Origin of the sequence: Enterobacter sp. 302C9 (assembly GCF_034106085.1) — a bacterium.
Taxonomy (GTDB): Bacteria; Pseudomonadota; Gammaproteobacteria; order Enterobacterales; family Enterobacteriaceae; genus Enterobacter; species Enterobacter asburiae_B.
The window spans coordinates 1-20,602 of record NZ_JAWNBW010000014.1; the positions used below are offsets into that span (position 1 = coordinate 1).

A 20,602-nucleotide genomic window follows, 5' to 3' on the forward strand; every position below is an offset into this window, starting at 1 on the left:
CGGTGGTCCCACCTGACCCCATGCCGAACTCAGAAGTGAAACGCCGTAGCGCCGATGGTAGTGTGGGGTCTCCCCATGTGAGAGTAGGGAACTGCCAGGCATCAAATAAGTAGAAAGGCCATCCGCAAGGATGGCCTTTTTGCGTTTAAGCATCACAGAGATTTGTAGGCCGGATAAGGCAAAGCTGCCACCCGGCAAGTCAGATCGCACTCCACTCCACAATAAACTCCGCAATCCCATCCACATCATTTAAATCCAGCATCGGAACTTCAAGCGGCAATACAACATCACTGGCCACCGCAATCACATGCTCATCCAGCGTTAATTCGCTGAAATCATGCCCGGCATCGCTTCTGAACAGCAGGATCTTAGGCACGGCCTCATGCTTAAATCCCTCGACCAGCACCAGATCCAGCGTGGCGTGATCCATCCGGCTGACCAGATAAGCGAGATCCAGCGGTGCCTCATCCGGCGTTTCTGTCATCAGCGCCCAGCGTTGAGTACTTGCCACCATCGTTTGCGCTGCACCCGCTTTACGCAACGCATAGCTATCTTTGCCCGGTTTATCGACATCCATATTATGGTGGGTATGTTTAATCAATCCTGGACGGATACCTCTGGCACAAAGCGCAGGAATGAGCTTTTTCAGCAGAGTGGTTTTTCCGGTCCCACTCCAGGCAGAAATGGCGACAACAGGTATCATCTTTTCTCCTGCATCATCTGCAAATCGTCAGGCGTATTCACATTCACAAATGCTGATTTTAAATCGCTAAAATCAACGGGATGACCGCCAGACTCGCGCATAAAAGCCATCACCCTGCGCTCTCCCGCAGCCAGATAGTACTGCAGGGCTGGCGCCAGGGATCGGTGCATCAATGCGATAGCAGGATGATCACGCTCGCCGTCATGTACCCAAACCACAGGAGCCGTACCCCGAAGCAGCAACAAACGTTCGACAAGACAGGACGGAATAAACGGGGTATCGCAGGGACAGAAGATGAACCACTCTCCGTGAGACTGTTGCATGACCGAAAGCATGCCGGCCAGCGGTCCCGGGTAATCCTCAAGGATATCCTGATAAACGGCATACCCGCTGAGCTGGTAAGTGTCGATATGCCGGTTAGCACTGATGGCCATTGTCGACACCTGGCCTGCGAGCGTATCAGCGACACATTGCCACAAGGGTTTGCCGTTCAGGCGTTGAAGCCCCTTATCTTTTCCCCCCATTCGCGTCGCTCTGCCACCTGCCAGAACGACCCCAATGATTTCCTGGCTAAGATTCACGAATATCGCCTCTTTTATTGTGGGATTGACCCTGCTAACGTGTCACTCTAAATGAAAGGAGCACCACCATGAAATGTAAACGTCTGAATGAAGTTATTGAACTCCTCCAGCCCGCCTGGCAAAAAGAGCCAGAGCTAAATCTGATGCAATTTTTACAGAAACTGGCGAAAGAGTCAGGTTTTGACGGCGATCTGGCAGACCTTTCTGACGACATCCTGATCTATCACCTTAAAATGCGTGACTCTGCCAAAGATGCTGTTATTCCTGGTATTCAGAAAGATTATGAGGAAGATTTTAAGACCGCATTACTGCGCGCCCGAGGCGTAATTAAAGAGTAAAAGCTTGTAAGCGGCGGCACCGAAATCGCCACAAGATGATATCCTGAATCATTCGTATAATTTCCGGATGATCGGATGAACGACCAGGCTTTTACTTTCCAGACATTACACCCGGACACCATTATGGATGCCCTGTTTGAACAGGGTATTCGGGTGGATTCCGGGCTAACACCGTTAAACAGCTACGAAAACCGCGTCTATCAGTTTCAGGATGAGGATCGTCAGCGCTTCGTCGTAAAATTCTATCGTCCTGAACGCTGGTCCGCAGAACAAATTCAGGAAGAGCATCAGTTTGCTCACGATTTGCTGGATGACGATGTTCCCGTTGCCGCACCGCTAAAATTCAATAACCAAACGCTCCTCACGCACGAAGGGTTTTACTACGCTGTATTCCCGAGCCTGGGTGGCCGCCAGTTTGAAGCGGATAATATTGATCAGATGGAGTGGGTTGCCCGCTATCTTGGGCGCATACACCAGACGGGACGCAAAAAAGCCTTTATTGCCCGCCCGACTATCGGGATTCAGGAATACCTTCTTGAGCCACGCGGAATATTCGAAACGTCTGCCATGATCCCCACTGCGTTAAAGGATGATTTCCTCAACGCCACTGATAAGCTCATTGCTGCTGTTAAAACCTGCTGGCGCGACGATATTTCCGTCCTGCGCCTGCATGGCGATTGTCATGCCGGAAATATCCTCTGGCGTGATGGCCCGCTGTTTGTCGATCTCGATGATGCGCGTATGGGGCCCGCGGTTCAGGACCTGTGGATGTTGCTCAATGGCGACAAAGCCGAGCAACGCATGCAGCTTGAAACCATTATTGAAGCATATGAAGAATTTAGCCCGTTTAATTCAGACGAAATTGCCCTGATTGAGCCTTTACGTGCGATGCGTTTTGTTTATTATCTCGCATGGTTAATCAGGCGTTGGGACGATCCCGCATTTCCCCGGAATTTCCCGTGGCTTACCGGAGAGGATTACTGGCGTAGCCAGATATCTACATTTACTGAGCAGGTCAAGGTTCTTCAGGAACCCCCTCTGCAATTAACGCCGATGTATTAATTGGACACACCCAGGAGAGAGTTAATCATGAAAAAAATTTGGCTGGCGCTGGCAGGTATGATTCTGGCATTTAGCGCTTCTGCTGCGCAGTTTACCGACGGCAAACAGTTCATCACGCTGGACAAACCGGTTGCTGGCGAGCCACAGGTTCTGGAGTTCTTCTCGTTCTATTGCCCACACTGCTATCAGTTCGAGCAGGTTCTGCATGTTTCTGACAACGTGAAGAAAAAGCTGCCAGAAGGCACCAAAATGACCAAGTACCACGTCGAGTTCCTGGGCCCATTGGGTAAAGACCTGACCCAGGCGTGGGCGGTTGCGATGGCACTGGGCGTGGAAGATAAGATCACTGCGCCAATGTTTGAAGCCGTACAGAAAACCCAGACCGTTCAGACCACTGCGGATATCCGTAAAGTGTTCGTTGATGCCGGCGTGAAAGGGGAAGAGTATGACGCAGCATGGAACAGCTTTGTGGTGAAATCTCTGGTTGCTCAGCAGGAAAAAGCGGCTGCTGACCTCCAGCTTCAGGGCGTTCCGGCGATGTTTGTTAACGGCAAATACCAGCTGAACATGCAGGGCATGGACACCAGCAGCATGGATATCTTCGTACAGCAGTATGCTGATACCGTGAAATACCTGGTTGAGAAGAAGTAATTTCGCGGATGTAAAAACGCCGGTCACTGACCGGCGTTTTTGTATGAAGATTTAATATTGTCTATCTGTTCGTCTTTCTCTTTCCAGAGCGTATTAAGCCACTGCTGGAAACGACGCTTGAAATTCTTATCGTTAACGTAATCACCGTGCAGCCCGGCATCTATCGGAACCAGATCGACACGCACAACAATGCGCGTCAGTTTGCCGCTGAGCATATCGTAGAACGGCGTCTTATTGTTTTCCGGATAGCAGAGCGTGACGTTCAGGAGTTTATCGAACTGTGATCCCAGCACGTTAAGCGCCATCGCAATACCCGCAGCCTTTGGCGGCAGCAAGTGCTGGTAAGGGGAGCGAGTTTGTTGATGCTTCTCTTCCGTAAACCGGGAGCCTTCAACAAAGTTCACGATGGTCGTAGGATGCGCGCGAAACTTTTCGCAGGAACGGCGCGTGGTATCCACATCTTTGCCGCGACGCTCGGGATGACGAATCAAATAGCTGCGCGAATAGCGTTTCATAAACGGCATATCAAGTGCCCAGCAGGCCAGCCCGATAAAAGGCACCCAGGCGAGCTGCTGTTTCAGAAAGTATTTGTTCATCGGGATGTGTTTGCGAAAAAGTACGCATAACACCACGATGTCCGCCCAGCTGTGGTGATTGCAGATCAGCAGATACCAGTTCTTCTTGTTAAGACTCTCCAGCCCTTTGATATCCCACTTTAGATGTGGGTTCAGGCACAGCAGGATCGCCAGTCCTTCGCACCAGCAGTACATCATGAAGTTACAAAATGCGGACACGGCTCGCCACACCATGGGAACAGGCAGCAGCAGTTTAACGATCCCGGCGATAATGATCGGCACAGAGCAGGCGACAGTCACAAGGATAGTTAAAATGATGCTTAACAGTAATGTTATTGCTGCGAGCAATCTCGGCATGATGAGCTTTTTCAGGTAGTTAGCTGTAAGTGAGCGGTCGGCTATGCAACGCCGGGCGCTGATTTTACCAGAAAACAGACAAATTAATGGCGCTTTGACGTGATGATTTGGCCGCTTTTACTCTGTCGCAGACGATTTCTCTGTGATTGCGCGCTTAACAAGGCTTATATCCACATAGACTAAATTGCCATCAGTTGACCATATAGATAAGATCTAATGCTATAACAGCATGATAATTAAGATCTAAAAATTAACGCATATGTATTTTTTACGTCTGTTATTCATATGAAGTGAAAATATGCACAAACTTATCCACAGTTTGATTTTTGCGAGCGATCCTCACGATCGCAAAATCTTTTCCTGTATCTGGCGCTAATACCTGATGTTTTCATCCTTCTGTGGCATCCTTTACCCATAAATTGATTAAAGGCACGGACATTATGGTTCAGATCCCAGAAAACCCTCTTATTCTCGTCGATGGCTCTTCTTACCTGTATCGGGCATATCATGCGTTTCCTCCTCTGACCAATAGCGCAGGGGAACCCACCGGCGCAATGTACGGCGTGCTGAACATGCTGCGCAGCCTGATCCTTCAGTATCAGCCGACCCATGCGGCCGTGGTCTTTGATGCGAAAGGTAAAACGTTCCGCGACGAGCTGTTTGAGCATTACAAATCTCACCGTCCGCCAATGCCTGACGATCTGCGCGCGCAGATTGAGCCGCTGCATACCATGGTAAAAGCGATGGGGCTACCGCTGCTGGCCGTCTCAGGCGTTGAAGCCGATGACGTCATCGGCACGCTGGCGCGTGAAGCAGAAAAGATGGGGCGTCCTGTGCTGATCAGCACCGGTGATAAAGATATGGCGCAGCTGGTGACGCCAGGTATCACCCTGATTAACACCATGACCAACACCATTCTGGGGCCTGAAGAAGTTGTCGCAAAGTACGGCGTGCCGCCTGAGCTGATTATCGACTTCCTCGCGTTGATGGGCGACTCCTCGGATAACATCCCGGGTGTCCCTGGCGTCGGTGAAAAAACCGCGCAGGCGCTGCTCCAGGGGCTGGGTGGTCTGGATACGCTCTACGCGGAGCCAGACAAAATCGCCGGGCTCTCCTTCCGTGGCGCAAAAACCATGGCCGGAAAACTGGAAGAGAACAAAGAGGTGGCTTATCTCTCCTATAAGCTGGCCACAATCAAAACCGATGTCGAACTGGAGCTGGGCTGTGAGCAGCTTGAAGTGCAACAGCCTTCCGCTGACGATCTGCTGAGCCTGTTTAAGAAATACGAATTCAAGCGCTGGACGGCTGACGTGGAAGCCGGTAAATGGCTGCAGGCGAAAGGGGCCAAACCTGCTGCAAAGCCGAAGGAGACGATCGTCGTTGACGCAGAAGAGCAGGCGGAAGAAGAAGCCGTGGCGCTTTCCTTCGACAACTACGAAACCATTCTTGAAGAGTCACAGCTAATCGCCTGGATCGAGAAACTGAAAAAGGCGCCCGTCTTTGCCTTTGATACCGAAACCGACAGCCTCGATAACATCTCTGCCAATATGATTGGTCTGTCATTTGCGACAGAGCCTGGTATTGCCGCCTACGTCCCTGTGGCGCACGATTACCTGGATGCGCCGGAGCAGATCTCCCGTGAACGCGTGCTTGAGCTGCTGAAGCCGATCCTGGAAGACGAAAAGGCGCTCAAGGTTGGACAAAACCTCAAGTACGACCGCGGCATTCTGCAAAACTACGGCATTGAACTGCGCGGGATTGCCTTCGACACCATGCTTGAATCCTACATTCTGGACAGCGTCGCGGGCCGCCATGATATGGATTCCTTATCTGACCGCTGGCTCAAGCACAAAACGATCACCTTTGAAGAGATTGCCGGTAAAGGGAAAAATCAGCTCACCTTTAACCAGATTGCTCTGGAAGAAGCGGGGCGCTACGCGGCGGAAGACGCAGATGTCACGCTACAGCTGCACCTGAAGATGTGGCCAAAACTGCAGAAGCATGAAGGTCCGCTGAACGTGTTCCAGCATATCGAGATGCCGCTGGTGCCCGTGCTGTCCCGCATTGAACGCAACGGCGTGAAAATCGACCCAACGGTGCTGCATAACCACTCCGGGGAGCTGGCGCAGCGTCTGACCGAGCTCGAGCAAAAAGCGCATGAGCTTGCAGGCGAGCCGTTTAACCTCTCTTCGCCGAAGCAGCTGCAAACCATTCTGTTTGAAAAGCAGGGCATCAAGCCGCTGAAGAAAACTCCTGGCGGCGCGCCGTCAACCTCTGAAGAGGTGCTGGAAGAGCTGGCGCTGGATTACCCGCTGCCAAAAGTGATTCTGCAGTACCGTGGCCTCGCGAAGCTGAAGTCTACCTACACCGACAAGCTCCCGCTGATGATCAACCCGAAAACGGGCCGCGTGCACACGTCGTACCATCAGGCTGTCGCGGCGACTGGTCGTCTCTCATCAACCGATCCCAACCTGCAGAACATCCCGGTACGTAACGAAGAAGGCCGCCGTATTCGCCAGGCTTTCATCGCACCAGAGGATTATCTGATTGTCTCTGCTGACTACTCGCAAATTGAGCTGCGCATTATGGCGCATCTGTCCCGCGACAAAGGCCTACTGACCGCGTTTGCTGAAGGGAAGGATATCCACCGGGCAACTGCGGCGGAAGTCTTCGGCTTGCCGCTGGACAGCGTGACCAACGAGCAGCGCCGCAGTGCTAAGGCGATCAACTTCGGTCTGATTTACGGCATGAGCGCATTTGGTCTTTCGCGCCAGCTCAATATTCCGCGCAAAGAGTCGCAGAAGTATATGGATCTCTACTTCGAGCGTTATCCGGGCGTGCTGGAATACATGGAACGCACCCGCGCGCAGGCGAAGGAAAAAGGTTACGTCGAAACCCTGGATGGCCGTCGTCTCTACTTACCGGACATCAAATCCAGCAACGCGGCGCGTCGCGCTGGCGCAGAGCGTGCGGCGATCAACGCCCCGATGCAGGGTACCGCGGCGGACATTATTAAGCGTGCAATGATCGCCGTTGATGCCTGGCTGGAAAAAGAGAAGCCTCGCGTGAAAATGATCATGCAGGTACACGATGAACTGGTATTTGAAGTGCACAAAGACGACCTCGACGCCGTGTCGAAGAAGATCCACGAACTGATGGAAAGCAGCATGACGCTTGACGTGCCGTTGCTGGTGGAAGTGGGAAGTGGCGAAAACTGGGATCAGGCTCACTAAGGGTTCTTCGCATAACGCGCTTTTTATGTAAGTTTGCAACATAACAACGCGCGTTTTGTGACAATCATTAGAATTCCCTATGTAAAGAATGAAAAAAAACTACAAAAAGTGCTTTTTCTGCAGCACAAAAAGGGGTAGAGTTGTCGGCGTAGGGTACAGAGGTAAGATGTTCTATCTTTCAGACCTTTTACTTCACGTAATCGGATTTGGCTGAATATTTTAGCCGCCCCAGTCAGTAATGACTGGGGCGTTTTTTATTGCGTCAAAGAAAAATTCAGGCAAAAAAAACGCGGCTATCGCCGCGCTCGGTATTACTCTTCTTCCGCTTCCGTCGCGGGTTCCAGCTCGCTAAACCAGGTATCGAGCTTCTGACGCAGCTTGTCCACGCCCAGCTTTTTCAGCGAGGAGAACGGCTCAACCTGCACATCACCGTTGAACGCCAGCACCGCTTCGCGAACCATATTCACCTGCGCTTTACGCGCGCCGCTCGCCAGCTTATCGGCTTTCGTCAGCAGCACCAGCACGGCGATATCGCTTGCTACAGCCCAGTCGATCATCTGCTGATCCAGATCTTTCAGGGGATGGCGAATATCCATCAGCACCACCAGACCTTTCAGGCACAGGCGTTTTTCCAGGTATTCACCCAGCGCACGCTGCCACTTGATTTTCATCTCTTCCGGTACCTGCGCGTAACCGTAGCCCGGTAAGTCGACCAGGCGTTTGCCCTCTGCGACTTCAAACAGGTTGATCAGCTGGGTACGGCCAGGTGTTTTTGAGGTACGCGCCAGGCTCTTCTGATTGGTCAGCGTATTCAGGGCGCTGGATTTCCCCGCATTGGAGCGGCCAGCAAATGCCACTTCAATACCGGTATCAGAAGGAAGGTGGCGAATATCGGGCGCACTGGTGACAAAATGCGTCTGTTGGTAGTTCCAGGTAGTCACGTGGTCGTCTCCAAAATCGTAATCTGAAGGGGATTATACCCGAATGCAGCCAAAAGGCTTTTCTGATTGCTATGAGCTGTAGGCGAATGCCCCAACCGGTGTGAGAGATCGGCCAGTGATGCTATGGGAGATTTCAGAGAATTCGCAGGCGTCAAAAAAGCCAAACTGTTTTAAATCATAAGCTTATTTCCGGGTAATTGTCTGAAAAATCCTTTTTGTACCGTTTCGTTGCTTGTTAGTTTAACGGAACAAGGTAAAGTGTGCGTCAGGGCGAGGAAGCCAACAGGAAATCGACTTAAGGATTAGGGTCAGGAGCGCCAGGAGGCGAAGACGCAGGATTGTCAGGATGACCAGCGCCTGGAGGCGTTTTAAAAGGAAATGGAACCGTATCACGGACGGTATTAGCCAAGGGATAAACAGGGTTTGTTGTTGGCAAACACGGAAAGTCTGACCCGCTAAGGGTTGTGAGTCAGGAAAAAAGGCGACAGATTGCTCTGTCGCCTTTTTTCTTTGCTTGCTTTCTGCTAGATTTCGCCGCAATTCTATACTGAAGAAAACGACTTAAAGATAAAACATCATGAAAAAACCAACCTCCGCTGCGGGCGCGAAACGCCCTGCAAAAGCACGCCGCAAAACGCGCGAAGAACTGAACCAGGAAGCGCGCGATCGCAAACGCGACAAAAAACATCGCGGTCACGCTGCGGGTAGCCGTGCCAACGGTGGTGGTGCAGCGGGTGCTTCTGCAAAAGGCAAACAGCAGAAAGACCCTCGTATCGGCAGTAAAACTCCCATTCCACTGGGCGTGACAGACACCCCGGTCACTAAGCAGCACAAACCAAAGAGCGAGAAACCTATGCTTTCACCGCAGGCTGAGCTGGATTTGCTGGAGAACGATGAGCGCCTGGACGCGCTGCTGGAACGTCTTGAAGAGGGTGAAACCCTGACCGCTGAAGAGCAGTCATGGGTGGATGCCAAACTGGATCGTATCGATGAACTGATGCAGAAGCTGGGCCTGTCATACGACGATGACGAAGATGAAGAAGAAGACGAGAAGCAGGAAGATATGATGCGTCTTCTGAAGGGTGGAAACTAACATTTGCACCCGGCAGGCACGATAGTCCTGCTTATAACCCTTCCGGTTATATGTTATCTGGTGTGGTTATTCGTTAAACTACGGCGGTTGTCGCGGCGACAGAAGTGGCTGCGCACCCGAATGATGGCCCGCGATGGGGCCAGAACGGGCCGCCGAATACGAACGCGACACCAACGGAAGGAGTGAGCATGTCAGCACCAACTATCGACTGGGATTTGGCCCTAATCCAGAAATATAACTATTCCGGGCCGCGTTATACGTCATACCCCACCGCGCTGGAGTTCTCCGATGCCTTCGGCGAGGCTGATTTCCAGCAGGCTGTCGCGCGCTATCCTGAGCGTCCGCTGTCGCTCTACGTCCATATTCCGTTCTGCCACAAGCTTTGCTACTTCTGCGGCTGCAATAAAATCGTTACCCGTCAGCAGCACAAAGCCGACCAATATCTTGATGCGCTCGAACAAGAAATTGTGCATCGCGCGCCGCTGTTTGCTGGCCGTCAAGTCAGCCAGCTGCACTGGGGCGGCGGTACGCCAACCTATCTGAATAAAGCGCAAATCAGCCGCCTGATGACCCTGCTGCGCGGCAATTTCAGTTTTAACGCCGACGCTGAAATCTCGATCGAAGTCGATCCGCGTGAAATTGAGCTGGATGTACTGGATCACTTACGCGCCGAAGGCTTCAATCGTCTGAGCATGGGCGTGCAGGATTTCAATAAAGAGGTTCAGCGCCTGGTGAACCGCGAGCAGGACGAAGAATTTATCTTTGCCTTACTCAATCACGCGCGTGAGATTGGTTTCACCTCGACCAATATTGACCTGATTTACGGCCTGCCAAAGCAGACGCCGGAAAGCTTCGCCTTCACCCTGAAGCGCGTGGCCGAACTCAACCCGGACCGCCTGAGCGTCTTTAACTATGCGCATCTGCCGACGCTCTTTGCCGCTCAGCGCAAAATCAAAGATGCCGATCTTCCTTCTGCCCAGCAGAAGCTGGATATCCTGCAGGAAACCATTACCTCGCTGACCGAAACCGGCTATCAGTTTATCGGGATGGATCACTTTGCCCGTCCGGATGACGAGCTGGCGATTGCGCAGCGTGAAGGCGTTCTGCACCGTAACTTCCAGGGCTACACAACCCAGGGCGATACCGATTTGCTGGGGATGGGCGTCTCCGCTATCAGCATGATTGGCGACTGTTACGCGCAGAACCAGAAAGAGCTGAAGCTTTACTACCAGCAGGTCGATGAAACGGGCAACGCGCTGTGGCGCGGCATTGCGTTAACGCGCGACGACTGCATCCGACGCGATGTGATTAAGGCGCTAATCTGCAACTTCCGTCTCGATTTCAGCGACGTTGAGTCGCAGTGGGATCTGCACTTCAGCGATTATTTTGCGGAAGACCTGAAGCTGATTGCACCGCTGGCGAAAGACGGGCTGGTGGATGTGTCGGAGAGCGCGATTGAGGTCACGCCGAAAGGGCGTCTGTTGATCCGTAATATTTGCATGTGCTTTGACGCGTATCTACGTCAGAAAGCGCGACTGCAGCAGTTCTCGCGGGTGATTTAAGGCGCATTGCAAAATGCACAAAACGTAGGCCGGGTAAGGCGAAGCCGCCACCCGGCTTTTACGTTCAACTCGCTAGCTAAACAGCCCCACCAACGCCGCACACAACATAGCCGCAACGGCTGTCTGTGGCGTGTGGCTTTCAGCGGCTCCGCTAGAGAGCATATTCACGATTGTTTCCAGCATGATGTTCACCCCCAATTTCCGGGCACGATCATACAAAACTCATCGGAACAGTAAAGCGCAAAATAACGGCAATTTGCGCTCAATGAATAACCTTTACACAGCGGCGTGCGATCACTCCATTCCCAGCTCTTTAAGCTTGCGCGTCAGGGTATTACGTCCCCATCCCAGCAGGCGAGCGGCTTCCTGCTTATGACCCTGCGTATGACGAAGCGCGGTAGTTAACAGCGTACGCTCCATCTCCGGCTGAGCTTCAGACAGCAGGTTTTGATGGCCGGAACGCAGCGCGCGGTCGGCCCACTGCGCCAGCAGCGTCGCCCAGCTGTCCGGCAGCGCGTGCCCGGTACTGCTTTCAGGCGCGGTCGCTTCAAACAGCTCGGCCGGTAAATCCTGAATCAGCACTTCCTGCCCGGCGGCCATCACGGTTAACCAGCGGCAGGTATTTTCCAGCTGACGCACGTTGCCCGGCCACGCCAGACGCGTCAGAGCGGCATCGGTTTCCGGGTGAAGCTGCTTGGCTTCCACGCCCAGCTCGCGGGCGGCTACCTGCAGGAAATGACGCGCCAGGCGGGGAATATCTTCCCGGCGTTCGCGCAGCGGCGGCAGATGAACGCGAATAACGTTCAGACGGTGGAATAAATCCTCACGGAATTTTCCTTCCTGCACGCGTTGCTCCAGGTTCTGGTGGGTCGCGGCGATAATACGCACGTCCACCTTTACCGGCGCATAGCCGCCCACGCGATAAAACTGCCCGTCGGCCAGCACGCGCAGCAGGCGGGTCTGGACATCCAGCGGCATATCGCCGATCTCATCCAGGAACAGCGTGCCGCCGTCAGCCTGTTCAAACCGCCCCTGGCGAATGGTATTGGCACCGGTAAATGCCCCTTTTTCATGGCCGAACAGTTCGGACTCAATCAAATCCTTCGGGATCGCCGCCATATTCAGGGCGATGAACGGCGCTTTTGCCCGCGGGCTGTGGCGGTGCAATGCATGCGCCACAAGCTCTTTACCGGTTCCCGACTCACCGTTAATCAATACGCTGATGGACGAGCGGGACAAACGACCGATAATGCGAAACACGTCCTGCATCGCCGGCGCTTCACCGATGATGTCTGTCGTTGGCCCAAAATCGGGCGCGTGGCGCGGCTGTTGCTGCTCCTGATAGTGGCTAATCGCGCGCTCAACCAGCGCCACCGCTTCGTCGATATCAAAGGGTTTGGGCAGGTAATCAAACGCCCCTTGCTGATAGGCGCTCACTGCGGCATCCAGATCGGAGTGCGCGGTCATTATGATGACCGGAAGCATAGGGTGGCGTTGTTTGATCTGCTTTAACAGCGCCAGCCCGTCCATGCCCGGCATACGGATATCCGAAAGCAAAACATCTGGCGTTTTGGTGGTGAGTGCGTCGAGCACTTCGCTGCCGCTCTCAAACGTCGTGCAGCTTAATCCTGCCCCTGTGAGCGCGCGTTCAAGCACCCAACGGATGGAGCTATCGTCATCGACTACCCAGACTATCCCTCGTTGCATAAACGTCACCTTTATTTTTTAATCGGCAGGAAAACCGAAAACTCGGTATGTCCCGGCCAACTGGTAAATTCAATTTTCCCGGAGTGTTGATCGATCAAACTGCGGGCAATGGATAAGCCCAGGCCGGTACCGCCTTCGCGACCGCTGACCATCGGGTAGAACAGGGTATCCTGCAGATGCGATGGAATGCCGGGCCCGTTATCCTCAACGTCGATTCGGGCCGCCAGCCGGTAGCGCACGCCGTGTAACGTGAGCTGGAAGGCGGTGCGGGTGCGTAAAATAATCTCGCCCCCTTCAGGTCCCAGCGCCTGCAGGGCATTACGCACAATATTCAACAGGACCTGCTCAATCTGGTCCGGGTCATGGGCCAGTTCCGGCAGGCTTGGGTCGTAATCACGTACCAGCGTGACGTTCTCCGGCAGCTCCATTGAGACGAGCTTCACCACCCGCTCAGCCACTTTATGGATGCTTTCAGTGACGTGCATTCCCGGCTGCTGTGGCCCAAGAAGACGGTCTACCAGATTCCGCAGACGGTCCGCCTGCTCAATGATGACGTTGGTGTACTCCGCCAGCGCGGGATCGGGCAGCGCCTTGGTCAGAAGCTGCGCCGCGCCGCGTAATCCACCCAGCGGGTTTTTGATTTCATGCGCCAGACCGCGCACCAGGTCACGGGCGGCAATCTGCTGCGCGTGCTGAAGCTGCTCCTGGCTCAGTCGACGCTGATTATCCATCGGCGCCATTTCCAGCAGGATCAGGCCTTCGGGAAGACGTTGCGCGGTTAGCGACAGAATGTGCGAGCGCCCGTCGATCACCAGCGTCACTTCGTTATCGGTAAACCCCTGGCCGGCCTGCAAACTTTCCTGCATCAGGCCAATATTCAGTGAAAAATAGCTCAGGAGTTCAGGAAGCGGGGTGCCGAACAGTTTACGTGCGCTTTGGGCGAGCAGCTGCTGCGCCGCCGGGTTGGCGTAATGAACGGCCAGCTCGTCATCGACCAGCAATATGCTGTTAATCAAAGAATTGAGGATCTGCCCAGCATCGGGCAGCGTGCCAGTTGCCATTCAGCAGTCTCCTGGAGTCGTTTGCACTAATTTAGTGCAGTATAGCGTTTTCGGCGTAAAAAGCGCGTGAGATCAGGTTGTTGGTGGAGAAAAAAGCCCATCCGGAGATGGGCTAAAAGTTTCCACGGCAACTACCCCCGGCGCTTATCACGCCGGGTAAAACAACTTTAATTAAACGCTGTAGTACAGCTCGAACTCTACCGGGTGTGGCGTCATACGCACGCGGTCGTTCTCTTCCATACGCAGGGCGATGTAAGCATCGATAGCGTCGTCAGTGAATACGCCACCTGCAGTCAGGAACTCGCGGTCTGCGTCCAGCGCCTGCAGGGCTTCTTCCAGAGAGCCAGCAACCTGTGGGATCTCTTTCGCTTCTTCTGGCGGCAGGTCGTACAGGTTTTTGTCCATCGCTTCGCCCGGGTGGATCTTGTTCTTGATACCGTCCAGACCGGCCATCAGCAGTGCAGCGAAGCACAGGTATGGGTTAGCCGCTGGGTCCGGGAAGCGAACTTCGATACGACGTGCTTTAGGAGAAGCCACCACCGGAATACGGATAGAAGCAGAACGGTTACGTGCAGAGTAGGCCAGCATCACTGGCGCTTCGTAGCCCGGGACCAGACGCTTGTAGGAGTTCGTGGTTGGGTTCGCCAGGGCGTTGATCGCTTTAGCGTGTTTGATAACACCACCGATGTAATACAGCGCCTGCTCGGACAGACCGGCATATTTGTCGCCAGAGAACAGGTTGGTACCGTTCTTGGACAGAGACATGTGGCAGTGCATACCGGAACCGTTATCGCCAAACATTGGTTTTGGCATGAAGGTCGCGGTTTTACCGAAACGGTGCGCAACGTTGTGCACAACGTATTTGTAGATCTGAATTTCGTCCGCTTTTTTGGTCATGGTGTTGAAGCGGGTTGCCACTTCGTTCTGACCAGCAGTCGCCACTTCGTGGTGGTGAGCTTCAACAACCAGGCCCATCTCTTCCATCACCAGACACATGGTAGAACGGATGTCCTGTGCAGAGTCGACCGGAGGAACCGGGAAGTAACCGCCCTTCACGCCAGGACGGTGACCTTTGTTACCGCCTTCGTATTTGGTGGAGGAGTTCCATGCACCTTCGATGTCGTCGATAGCCACGTGGGAGCCAGAAATAGAGGCACCGAAACGGATGTCATCGAACAGGAAGAATTCTGGCTCTGGCCCGAACAGAACGGTGTCTGCGATGCCGGTAGAACGCAGGTACTCTTCAGCGCGTTTCGCGATAGAACGTGGGTCGCGGTCGTAGCCCTGCAGCGTGCCTGGCTCGAGGATGTCGCAACGGATGATCAGGGTTGGTTCTTCGAAGAACGGATCAATGACCGCAGTGGTCGCGTCTGGCATCAGAACCATGTCGGATTCGTTAATGCCTTTCCAGCCACCAATGGAGGAGCCGTCAAACATTTTGCCTTCTTCAAAGAATTCGGCGTTCACCTGATGAGCAGGGATTGTGACGTGCTGTTCTTTACCTTTGGTATCGGTGAAGCGCAGATCAACAAACTTCACTTCATGTTCGTTCAGCATCGTCAAAACGTGTTCAGCGGACATACTTAAATCTCCAGATTGGTCATTGTCGTCGTGGTAACGAGGTCTTCAATTTCTGTTTGTACTGGCTGGTGCCATGTATTTTTTATAAAGCGAAATCTGTGCCAACTTTTAAATCACCCCAAAAAGGCGTTATCATGCGCACCATAGTGCAAAAGGGCTGCACCACAATGGATTTGTTGCACCAGTATAGTGCTTCAATGTGAACATTGAGCACCATATTGGTGCAATTTACGTTAAAGTGCCCTTTTACCGCTCCGTGAAAGCGATCACAAAGCATCTCTGCAATACTTGTTTGCGGGGGATGTTTGTGATCCTGTTTTGTAGTGCGATTAATCCGTGTACAATAACGCGCTATTTCTAAATGCCTGAGGCAAAGTTGTGATCGAAAATTTGCGTAACATCGCCATCATCGCGCACGTTGACCATGGTAAAACTACCCTGGTCGACAAGCTGCTGCAGCAATCCGGTACGTTTGATGCGCGTGCCGAAACCCAAGAACGCGTGATGGACTCCAACGATTTGGAGAAAGAGCGTGGGATTACCATCCTCGCGAAAAACACCGCGATTAAATGGAATGACTACCGTATCAACATCGTTGATACCCCAGGGCACGCCGACTTCGGTGGTGAAGTTGAACGTGTAATGTCCATGGTAGACTCCGTTCTGCTGGTCGTTGACGCAATGGATGGCCCAATGCCACAGACGCGCTTCGTGACCAAAAAAGCTTTTGCCCATGGTCTGAAGCCAATCGTTGTTATCAACAAAGTTGACCGCCCTGGCGCGCGTCCTGACTGGGTTGTTGACCAGGTCTTCGACCTGTTCGTTAACCTCGACGCGACCGACGAGCAGCTGGACTTCCCTATCGTTTACGCCTCTGCGCTGAACGGTATCGCAGGTCTGGACCACGAAGACATGGCTGAAGACATGACCCCGCTGTATCAGGCGATTGTTGACCGTGTTCCTGCACCAAACGTCGATCTCGACGGCACCCTGCAGATGCAGATCTCTCAGCTCGACTACAACAACTACGTTGGCGTAATCGGCATTGGTCGTATCAAGCGCGGTAAAGTGAAGCCTAACCAGCAGGTTACTATCATCGATAGCGAAGGCAAAACCCGTAACGGTAAAGTCGGTAAAGTACTGACTCACCTGGGTCTTGAGCGTATCGAGAGTGACGTTGCGGAAGCGGGCGACATCATCGCTATCACCGGTCTGGGTGAACTGAACATCTCCGACACCATCTGCGATCCGCAGAACGTCGAAGCGCTGCCAGCCCTGTCCGTTGATGAACCAACCGTATCCATGTTCTTCAACGTCAACACCTCTCCGTTCTGTGGTAAAGAAGGTAAATTCGTTACCTCTCGTCAGATCCTTGACCGCCTGAACAAAGAGCTGGTGCACAACGTTGCGCTGCGCGTTGAAGAAACCCAGGATGCCGATGCATTCCGCGTTTCTGGTCGTGGTGAGCTGCACCTGTCTGTTCTGATCGAAAACATGCGTCGTGAAGGTTTCGAAATGGCGGTTTCCCGTCCGAAAGTAATCTTCCGCGAAATCGACGGCCGTAAACAAGAGCCGTTCGAAAACGTAACGCTGGACGTTGAAGAGCAGCACCAGGGTTCTGTGATGCAGGCTCTGGGTGAGCGTAAAGGCGACCTGAAAAACATGAATCCAGATGGCAAAGGCCGCGTACGTCTCGACTACGTGATCCCAAGCCGTGGTCTGATCGGCTTCCGTTCAGAGTTCATGACCATGACTTCCGGTACCGGTCTGCTGTACTCCACCTTCAGCCACTACGACGACGTGCGTCCGGGCGAAGTGGGCCAGCGTAATAACGGCGTGCTGATCTCCAACGGTCAGGGTAAAGCGGTTGCGTTTGCGCTGTTCGGTCTGCAGGATCGCGGTAAGCTGTTCCTAGGTCACGGTGCTGAAGTTTACGAAGGCCAGATCATCGGTATTCACAGTCGTTCTAACGACCTGACCGTAAACTGCCTGACCGGTAAGAAACTGACCAACATGCGTGCGTCCGGTACTGACGAAGCAACGGTTCTGGTTCCACCGATCAAGATGACTCTGGAGCAGGCTCTGGAATTCATCGATGATGACGAACTGGTAGAAGTGACTCCACAGTCAATTCGTATCCGTAAACGTCACCTGACCGAGAACGATCGTAAACGTGCTATGCGCGGTGCGAAAGAAGAGTAATACGGTCAATCCGTAGGCCGGGTAAGCGTGAGCGCCACCCGGCAACTAAAAAGCCGCTGATCTCTCAGCGGCTTTTTTATTATTATTTGAAGCTGTATTTCACCCCCAGCATCCCCTGGGTATCGCTGTAGCCTTTGTCGCCTATCTGCTGAGCCACATTGCCCCATACGCTAAGCTGCGGCGTAATCTGCCCCTCTACGCCCGTCTTTAACTCGCTGATATTGCGAGCACCGCGCATTTCATTGCTGACGTCATCCATGCGGATGCGCGTGGTCTGGGTATTGTGGATCCAGTTCGCCTCGATAAACGGCTGGAAGGTACGGGATTTACCGTCGTCAATCGCGTTATGTCCGCTGATATAGGCCTTCACGCCGAGACGTGTCATCAGATTCCCCTGAGTCTCGTCTTTCACCCGCGTGCCGTTGCGTTCGCGATGGTCGTCAGCCTGCACGTCCATCCAAACGGCCTGCGCTTTCGGCTGGATCCAGTAGCTGTTGCGGCCGCTTTCGCCCACCTTAATGCTATAGCCAGCTTCTACAGAGGCGGTTACGCCGCTGGAGTGATAACGCTCAGTCGCCTGATCCTGCCCCATCACCTTATTGTCGAACCAGTTATACAGCATCCAGCTATCAACGTAGGTTCCACTTTTATCCGCGTCGTTTGCGTACCAGGTACCGTACAGACCGACGCTATAGCCATTCACTTCGCCACGCGAGTGGTATCCGGTCAGGCTGGAAGCACTCCGGCTCTGGCTGTTGCCGTAGCCCGCCATCAGGCCAAGATGCCAGCGATCCAGGCCGTCGGTGCTCCACTGGGCGACATCACCACCCAGCTGCAGCACGTAGCGGTTGGCGGTCGTTTTTAACTGGCCGCCGCCGTCTCTGAAACGCGTATGGCCGCCGACGTTACGCATCCACAGGCTCGTTACTTTTTGCTCGCCGGTGAGCAGGTCGGTGTACTGCGTTTCACCCAGACGGTCGTGCAGGCGGGTCATAAACAGCGTATTTGCCGCATAGCTGTTCGCCTGATAGCTACCAAATTCAGGGCGATACTGATGCTCGCTTTTCGGTGGTGCAGCAGGGGGGACCGGTTCCTGCGGCGGAATCACCGGGTCGACGGGCGGGTCCACAGGGTCAACAGGTGGGTCTACCGGGTCGACCGGCGGGTCAACGGGCTCAACCAGGCTGGTCAGAAACCAGTTTTTACCTTTTTGCACAACGTTATAGTCATAACCCCCCGCCACGATACGGCTGGCCTTCTCAAACGTCCCGTCAGAGTTGCCGCCAACGCTGACGATTTCTATCCCTTCAATGGTTTGTGCGCCAGTACCGCCAATGTTGTTCACTTCCACCCCGGTATGACCGGAGGTGTTGCCTTCAACGATCAGTTTGTCCGTTTCCGATGTGTCGTCAAACAGCACGGTATTGAAAACCAGCTTGCCGCCGTTGCCGATAAAATCGTCACTGATGGTCAGGGTTTGCCACGCCGCATCCTCAGCATGCTGGAAATTAATCGTACCGCCCGCATTCAGCGTCAGGCTGGTCAGCGTGGAGCTGTCGCGCATATTCCACACGGCATCATTCATCGTAAGCGCGATAGTCCCGGTACCGTTGGCGTTGCTCTCAATGTAAGACGCCCCGTTCCAGAGAGAGTTGTCCTGCATGGTGAGCGCGATCGCGCTGTTTTGCGCTGCGGCAGTGCTGGTGGCCGCGACGCCGCCAGCGGAGAGGATGTCACCGTTGAGGGTGAATTTTCCGCCCGCGGAGGCATCAATCACGCCACCGTTGCTGGCGTTCAGGGCGTAGCTACCGCTGTCGCGCTGGCCTGCGGTGGTAATGGTTGCGCCACCCCCGAGCGTTATCACGCCGCGTGACCAGGCATACATCCCGTGCGGCGCTTGCGCGGAGCTGCTGGTTTTCTCGCTGCTGTTGACCGCAATGGTGACGTTATCACCAAGATTCACCGCGCCTGTGTACGCATAGACGCCATGCGCGCTGGCACCGTTGGTGGTGATGGTCGCGCCTTCATCAAGGGTGATGGTTGACGAGCCGGTAGAATACACCCCGGAGGCGCTGGCCGCGTCGGTGGTAATCGTCGCGTTTTTTCCCAGCTCAATTTTGGATGCAGAGCCTGCATACAGGCCGTAGGCCGATGTGCCGTACGTTTCGATGGTGGCCTCACTCCCCAGACGAACATAAGATCCGCTCTGGTTGGTACGAATCCCCTCTGCGTAGGTACCACGCGTCACAATATGTGCACGATCGCCGACGATAATGTTATTTTTGGCTTTTGAAGCATCATTCAATGCATAGGCGCTAATGCCGCGACCGGTACTGCCGGTGGTTTCGATATAGAGATCGTCACCCACATAAATATTGGCGGAGCCAAGAGAGCCCTGGCTGAAGGAGCTGTACCCGGCATTGATGCCGTCACCGCTTTGGCCATTAACGTAAATGTGGGTGCGGTCTCCGGTAATAATAAACACCGGGTTGTCCGGCGTGTTCATACCATGGGTACGAATGCCGTCGACGTCTTTACCATTATTGGCAGCCACTTTTGACTGGGTGCGAATAGTCAGATCGTCACCAAATATTACCCCCGGGCTGCCGGACGTGGAGTTCTGAATAACGGTGACTGAATGCTCAAAGGCTTCCGCCCCCGGTCCTTCGAGGGTGATCCCATCTCCGTAGATTGGGATATTACCCGGGCTGTACTGGTAGACATAGTTAGGATCGCTGGTATTTTTGCTAAAGTTCGCGTTTGCCGTTGCAGGAATTAGCGCCTGTATTTCTGCAGGCAAATCCGTTACTGCTCCGGAGGCAGGTAAATTAGCAAAATCTATTACCGCTGCATGCGCGGTAAATAACGCTGACGATAACGCCAGTGAAATCGCAACTGCGACAGGTGAGTGTTTCATTAAATATGGCATGACTGCCCCCTTTCTTTCAGGCGTAG

Annotated in this window: 16 protein-coding genes and 1 rRNA gene; 8 read left to right on the forward strand and 9 right to left on the reverse strand. The window is 53.7% G+C overall.

What is annotated here, in order from left to right; genetic code table 11:
* Positions 1-100, forward strand: a 5S ribosomal RNA gene (gene rrf, locus UR289_RS19465); the annotation flags it as partial.
* Positions 101-199: 99 nt separating this feature from the next.
* Here rrf and mobB read toward each other — a convergent pair.
* Positions 200-703 (reverse strand): molybdopterin-guanine dinucleotide biosynthesis protein MobB, encoded by a 504-nt coding sequence (gene mobB / locus UR289_RS19470; RefSeq protein WP_033146978.1) that lies wholly within the window; start codon positions 701-703, stop codon positions 200-202.
* Positions 700-1,284: a molybdenum cofactor guanylyltransferase MobA gene (gene mobA, locus UR289_RS19475; RefSeq protein WP_094935267.1), complete on the reverse strand. Its 585-nt coding sequence runs from the start codon at positions 1,282-1,284 to the stop codon at positions 700-702. The genes mobB and mobA overlap by 4 nt, the downstream gene beginning before the upstream one ends.
* 68 nt (positions 1,285-1,352) lie before the next feature.
* Between mobA and UR289_RS19480 the strand changes: the two genes are divergently transcribed.
* From UR289_RS19480 to dsbA, 3 genes are all read left to right on the forward strand, one after another.
* Positions 1,353-1,622 carry a YihD family protein gene (locus UR289_RS19480; protein WP_008501866.1) on the forward strand — a complete coding sequence of 90 codons (270 nt, stop codon included), beginning with the start codon at positions 1,353-1,355 and terminating at the stop codon, positions 1,620-1,622.
* A 75-nt stretch (positions 1,623-1,697) separates the two neighbouring features.
* On the forward strand, positions 1,698-2,684 hold the full coding sequence (locus tag UR289_RS19485; RefSeq protein ID WP_039264179.1) for a serine/threonine protein kinase: 987 nt from the start codon (positions 1,698-1,700) through the stop codon (positions 2,682-2,684).
* A 27-nt stretch (positions 2,685-2,711) separates the two neighbouring features.
* The gene (gene dsbA / locus UR289_RS19490; protein WP_033146975.1) at positions 2,712-3,335 is read left to right on the forward strand and encodes a thiol:disulfide interchange protein DsbA; all 624 of its coding nucleotides are present in this window, start codon (positions 2,712-2,714) and stop codon (positions 3,333-3,335) included.
* A gap of 23 nt (positions 3,336-3,358) precedes the next feature.
* Here dsbA and UR289_RS19495 read toward each other — a convergent pair whose 3' ends face one another.
* Positions 3,359-4,267, reverse strand: a complete 909-nt coding sequence (locus tag UR289_RS19495) for an acyltransferase (RefSeq protein WP_182931347.1) — start codon at positions 4,265-4,267, stop codon at positions 3,359-3,361.
* Positions 4,268-4,707: 440 nt separating this feature from the next.
* On the opposite strand from UR289_RS19495, the gene polA reads away from it, so the two are divergent.
* Positions 4,708-7,500 (forward strand): DNA polymerase I, encoded by a 2,793-nt coding sequence (gene polA, locus UR289_RS19500; protein ID WP_167819602.1) that lies wholly within the window; start codon positions 4,708-4,710, stop codon positions 7,498-7,500.
* A 311-nt stretch (positions 7,501-7,811) separates the two neighbouring features.
* Here the strand turns inward: polA and yihA are convergent, their stop codons facing one another.
* On the reverse strand, positions 7,812-8,441 hold the full coding sequence (gene yihA / locus UR289_RS19505) for a ribosome biogenesis GTP-binding protein YihA/YsxC (RefSeq protein WP_029741470.1): 630 nt from the start codon (positions 8,439-8,441) through the stop codon (positions 7,812-7,814).
* Between the two features lie 577 nt (positions 8,442-9,018).
* On the opposite strand from yihA, the gene yihI reads away from it, so the two are divergent.
* Together yihI and hemN are read left to right on the forward strand one after the other, a co-directional pair.
* A complete protein-coding gene (yihI, locus tag UR289_RS19510) occupies positions 9,019-9,534 on the forward strand; it encodes a Der GTPase-activating protein YihI (protein ID WP_032644299.1) in 516 nt (171 codons plus the stop codon).
* Positions 9,535-9,722: 188 nt separating this feature from the next.
* Positions 9,723-11,096 (forward strand): oxygen-independent coproporphyrinogen III oxidase, encoded by a 1,374-nt coding sequence (gene hemN, locus UR289_RS19515; RefSeq protein WP_320711355.1) that lies wholly within the window; start codon positions 9,723-9,725, stop codon positions 11,094-11,096.
* 72 nt (positions 11,097-11,168) lie between these two features.
* Here hemN and UR289_RS19520 read toward each other — a convergent pair whose 3' ends face one another.
* From UR289_RS19520 to glnA, 4 genes are all read right to left on the reverse strand, one after another.
* The gene (locus UR289_RS19520; RefSeq protein ID WP_023333898.1) at positions 11,169-11,279 is read right to left on the reverse strand and encodes a YshB family small membrane protein; all 111 of its coding nucleotides are present in this window, start codon (positions 11,277-11,279) and stop codon (positions 11,169-11,171) included.
* 111 nt (positions 11,280-11,390) lie between these two features.
* On the reverse strand, positions 11,391-12,803 hold the full coding sequence (glnG, locus tag UR289_RS19525; protein WP_023309765.1) for a nitrogen regulation protein NR(I): 1,413 nt from the start codon (positions 12,801-12,803) through the stop codon (positions 11,391-11,393).
* A gap of 11 nt (positions 12,804-12,814) precedes the next feature.
* Positions 12,815-13,864 (reverse strand): nitrogen regulation protein NR(II), encoded by a 1,050-nt coding sequence (gene glnL / locus UR289_RS19530; protein WP_008501857.1) that lies wholly within the window; start codon positions 13,862-13,864, stop codon positions 12,815-12,817.
* A gap of 171 nt (positions 13,865-14,035) precedes the next feature.
* The gene (gene glnA / locus UR289_RS19535; protein WP_023309763.1) at positions 14,036-15,445 is read right to left on the reverse strand and encodes a glutamate--ammonia ligase; all 1,410 of its coding nucleotides are present in this window, start codon (positions 15,443-15,445) and stop codon (positions 14,036-14,038) included.
* A gap of 378 nt (positions 15,446-15,823) precedes the next feature.
* Here glnA and typA point away from each other — a divergent pair, with 378 nt between their 5' ends.
* The gene (gene typA / locus UR289_RS19540) at positions 15,824-17,647 is read left to right on the forward strand and encodes a ribosome-dependent GTPase TypA (protein ID WP_023333895.1); all 1,824 of its coding nucleotides are present in this window, start codon (positions 15,824-15,826) and stop codon (positions 17,645-17,647) included.
* Between the two features lie 82 nt (positions 17,648-17,729).
* Here the strand turns inward: typA and UR289_RS19545 are convergent, their stop codons facing one another.
* Positions 17,730-20,576, reverse strand: coding sequence for an autotransporter outer membrane beta-barrel domain-containing protein (locus UR289_RS19545; protein ID WP_320711356.1), 2,847 nt, complete (start codon positions 20,574-20,576; stop codon positions 17,730-17,732).
* Positions 20,577-20,602 lie beyond the last annotated feature (26 nt).

Excerpts from the sequence above, each read along its gene's own strand:
- UR289_RS19485 (WP_039264179.1), top strand. The coding sequence starts at position 1,698 with ATGAACGACCAGGCTTTTACTTTCCAGACATTACACCCGGACACCATT.
- UR289_RS19495 (WP_182931347.1), bottom strand. The coding sequence starts at position 4,267 with ATGCCGAGATTGCTCGCAGCAATAACATTACTGTTAAGCATCATTTTA.
- polA (WP_167819602.1), top strand. The coding sequence starts at position 4,708 with ATGGTTCAGATCCCAGAAAACCCTCTTATTCTCGTCGATGGCTCTTCT.
- hemN (WP_320711355.1), top strand. The coding sequence starts at position 9,723 with ATGTCAGCACCAACTATCGACTGGGATTTGGCCCTAATCCAGAAATAT.
- UR289_RS19520 (WP_023333898.1), bottom strand. The coding sequence starts at position 11,279 with ATGCTGGAAACAATCGTGAATATGCTCTCTAGCGGAGCCGCTGAAAGC.
- glnL (WP_008501857.1), bottom strand. The coding sequence starts at position 13,864 with ATGGCAACTGGCACGCTGCCCGATGCTGGGCAGATCCTCAATTCTTTG.
- glnG (WP_023309765.1), bottom strand. The coding sequence starts at position 12,803 with ATGCAACGAGGGATAGTCTGGGTAGTCGATGACGATAGCTCCATCCGT.
- glnA (WP_023309763.1), bottom strand. The coding sequence starts at position 15,445 with ATGTCCGCTGAACACGTTTTGACGATGCTGAACGAACATGAAGTGAAG.
- dsbA (WP_033146975.1), top strand. The coding sequence starts at position 2,712 with ATGAAAAAAATTTGGCTGGCGCTGGCAGGTATGATTCTGGCATTTAGC.
- UR289_RS19480 (WP_008501866.1), top strand. The coding sequence starts at position 1,353 with ATGAAATGTAAACGTCTGAATGAAGTTATTGAACTCCTCCAGCCCGCC.
- UR289_RS19545 (WP_320711356.1), bottom strand. The coding sequence starts at position 20,576 with ATGCCATATTTAATGAAACACTCACCTGTCGCAGTTGCGATTTCACTG.
- mobB (WP_033146978.1), bottom strand. The coding sequence starts at position 703 with ATGATACCTGTTGTCGCCATTTCTGCCTGGAGTGGGACCGGAAAAACC.
- yihI (WP_032644299.1), top strand. The coding sequence starts at position 9,019 with ATGAAAAAACCAACCTCCGCTGCGGGCGCGAAACGCCCTGCAAAAGCA.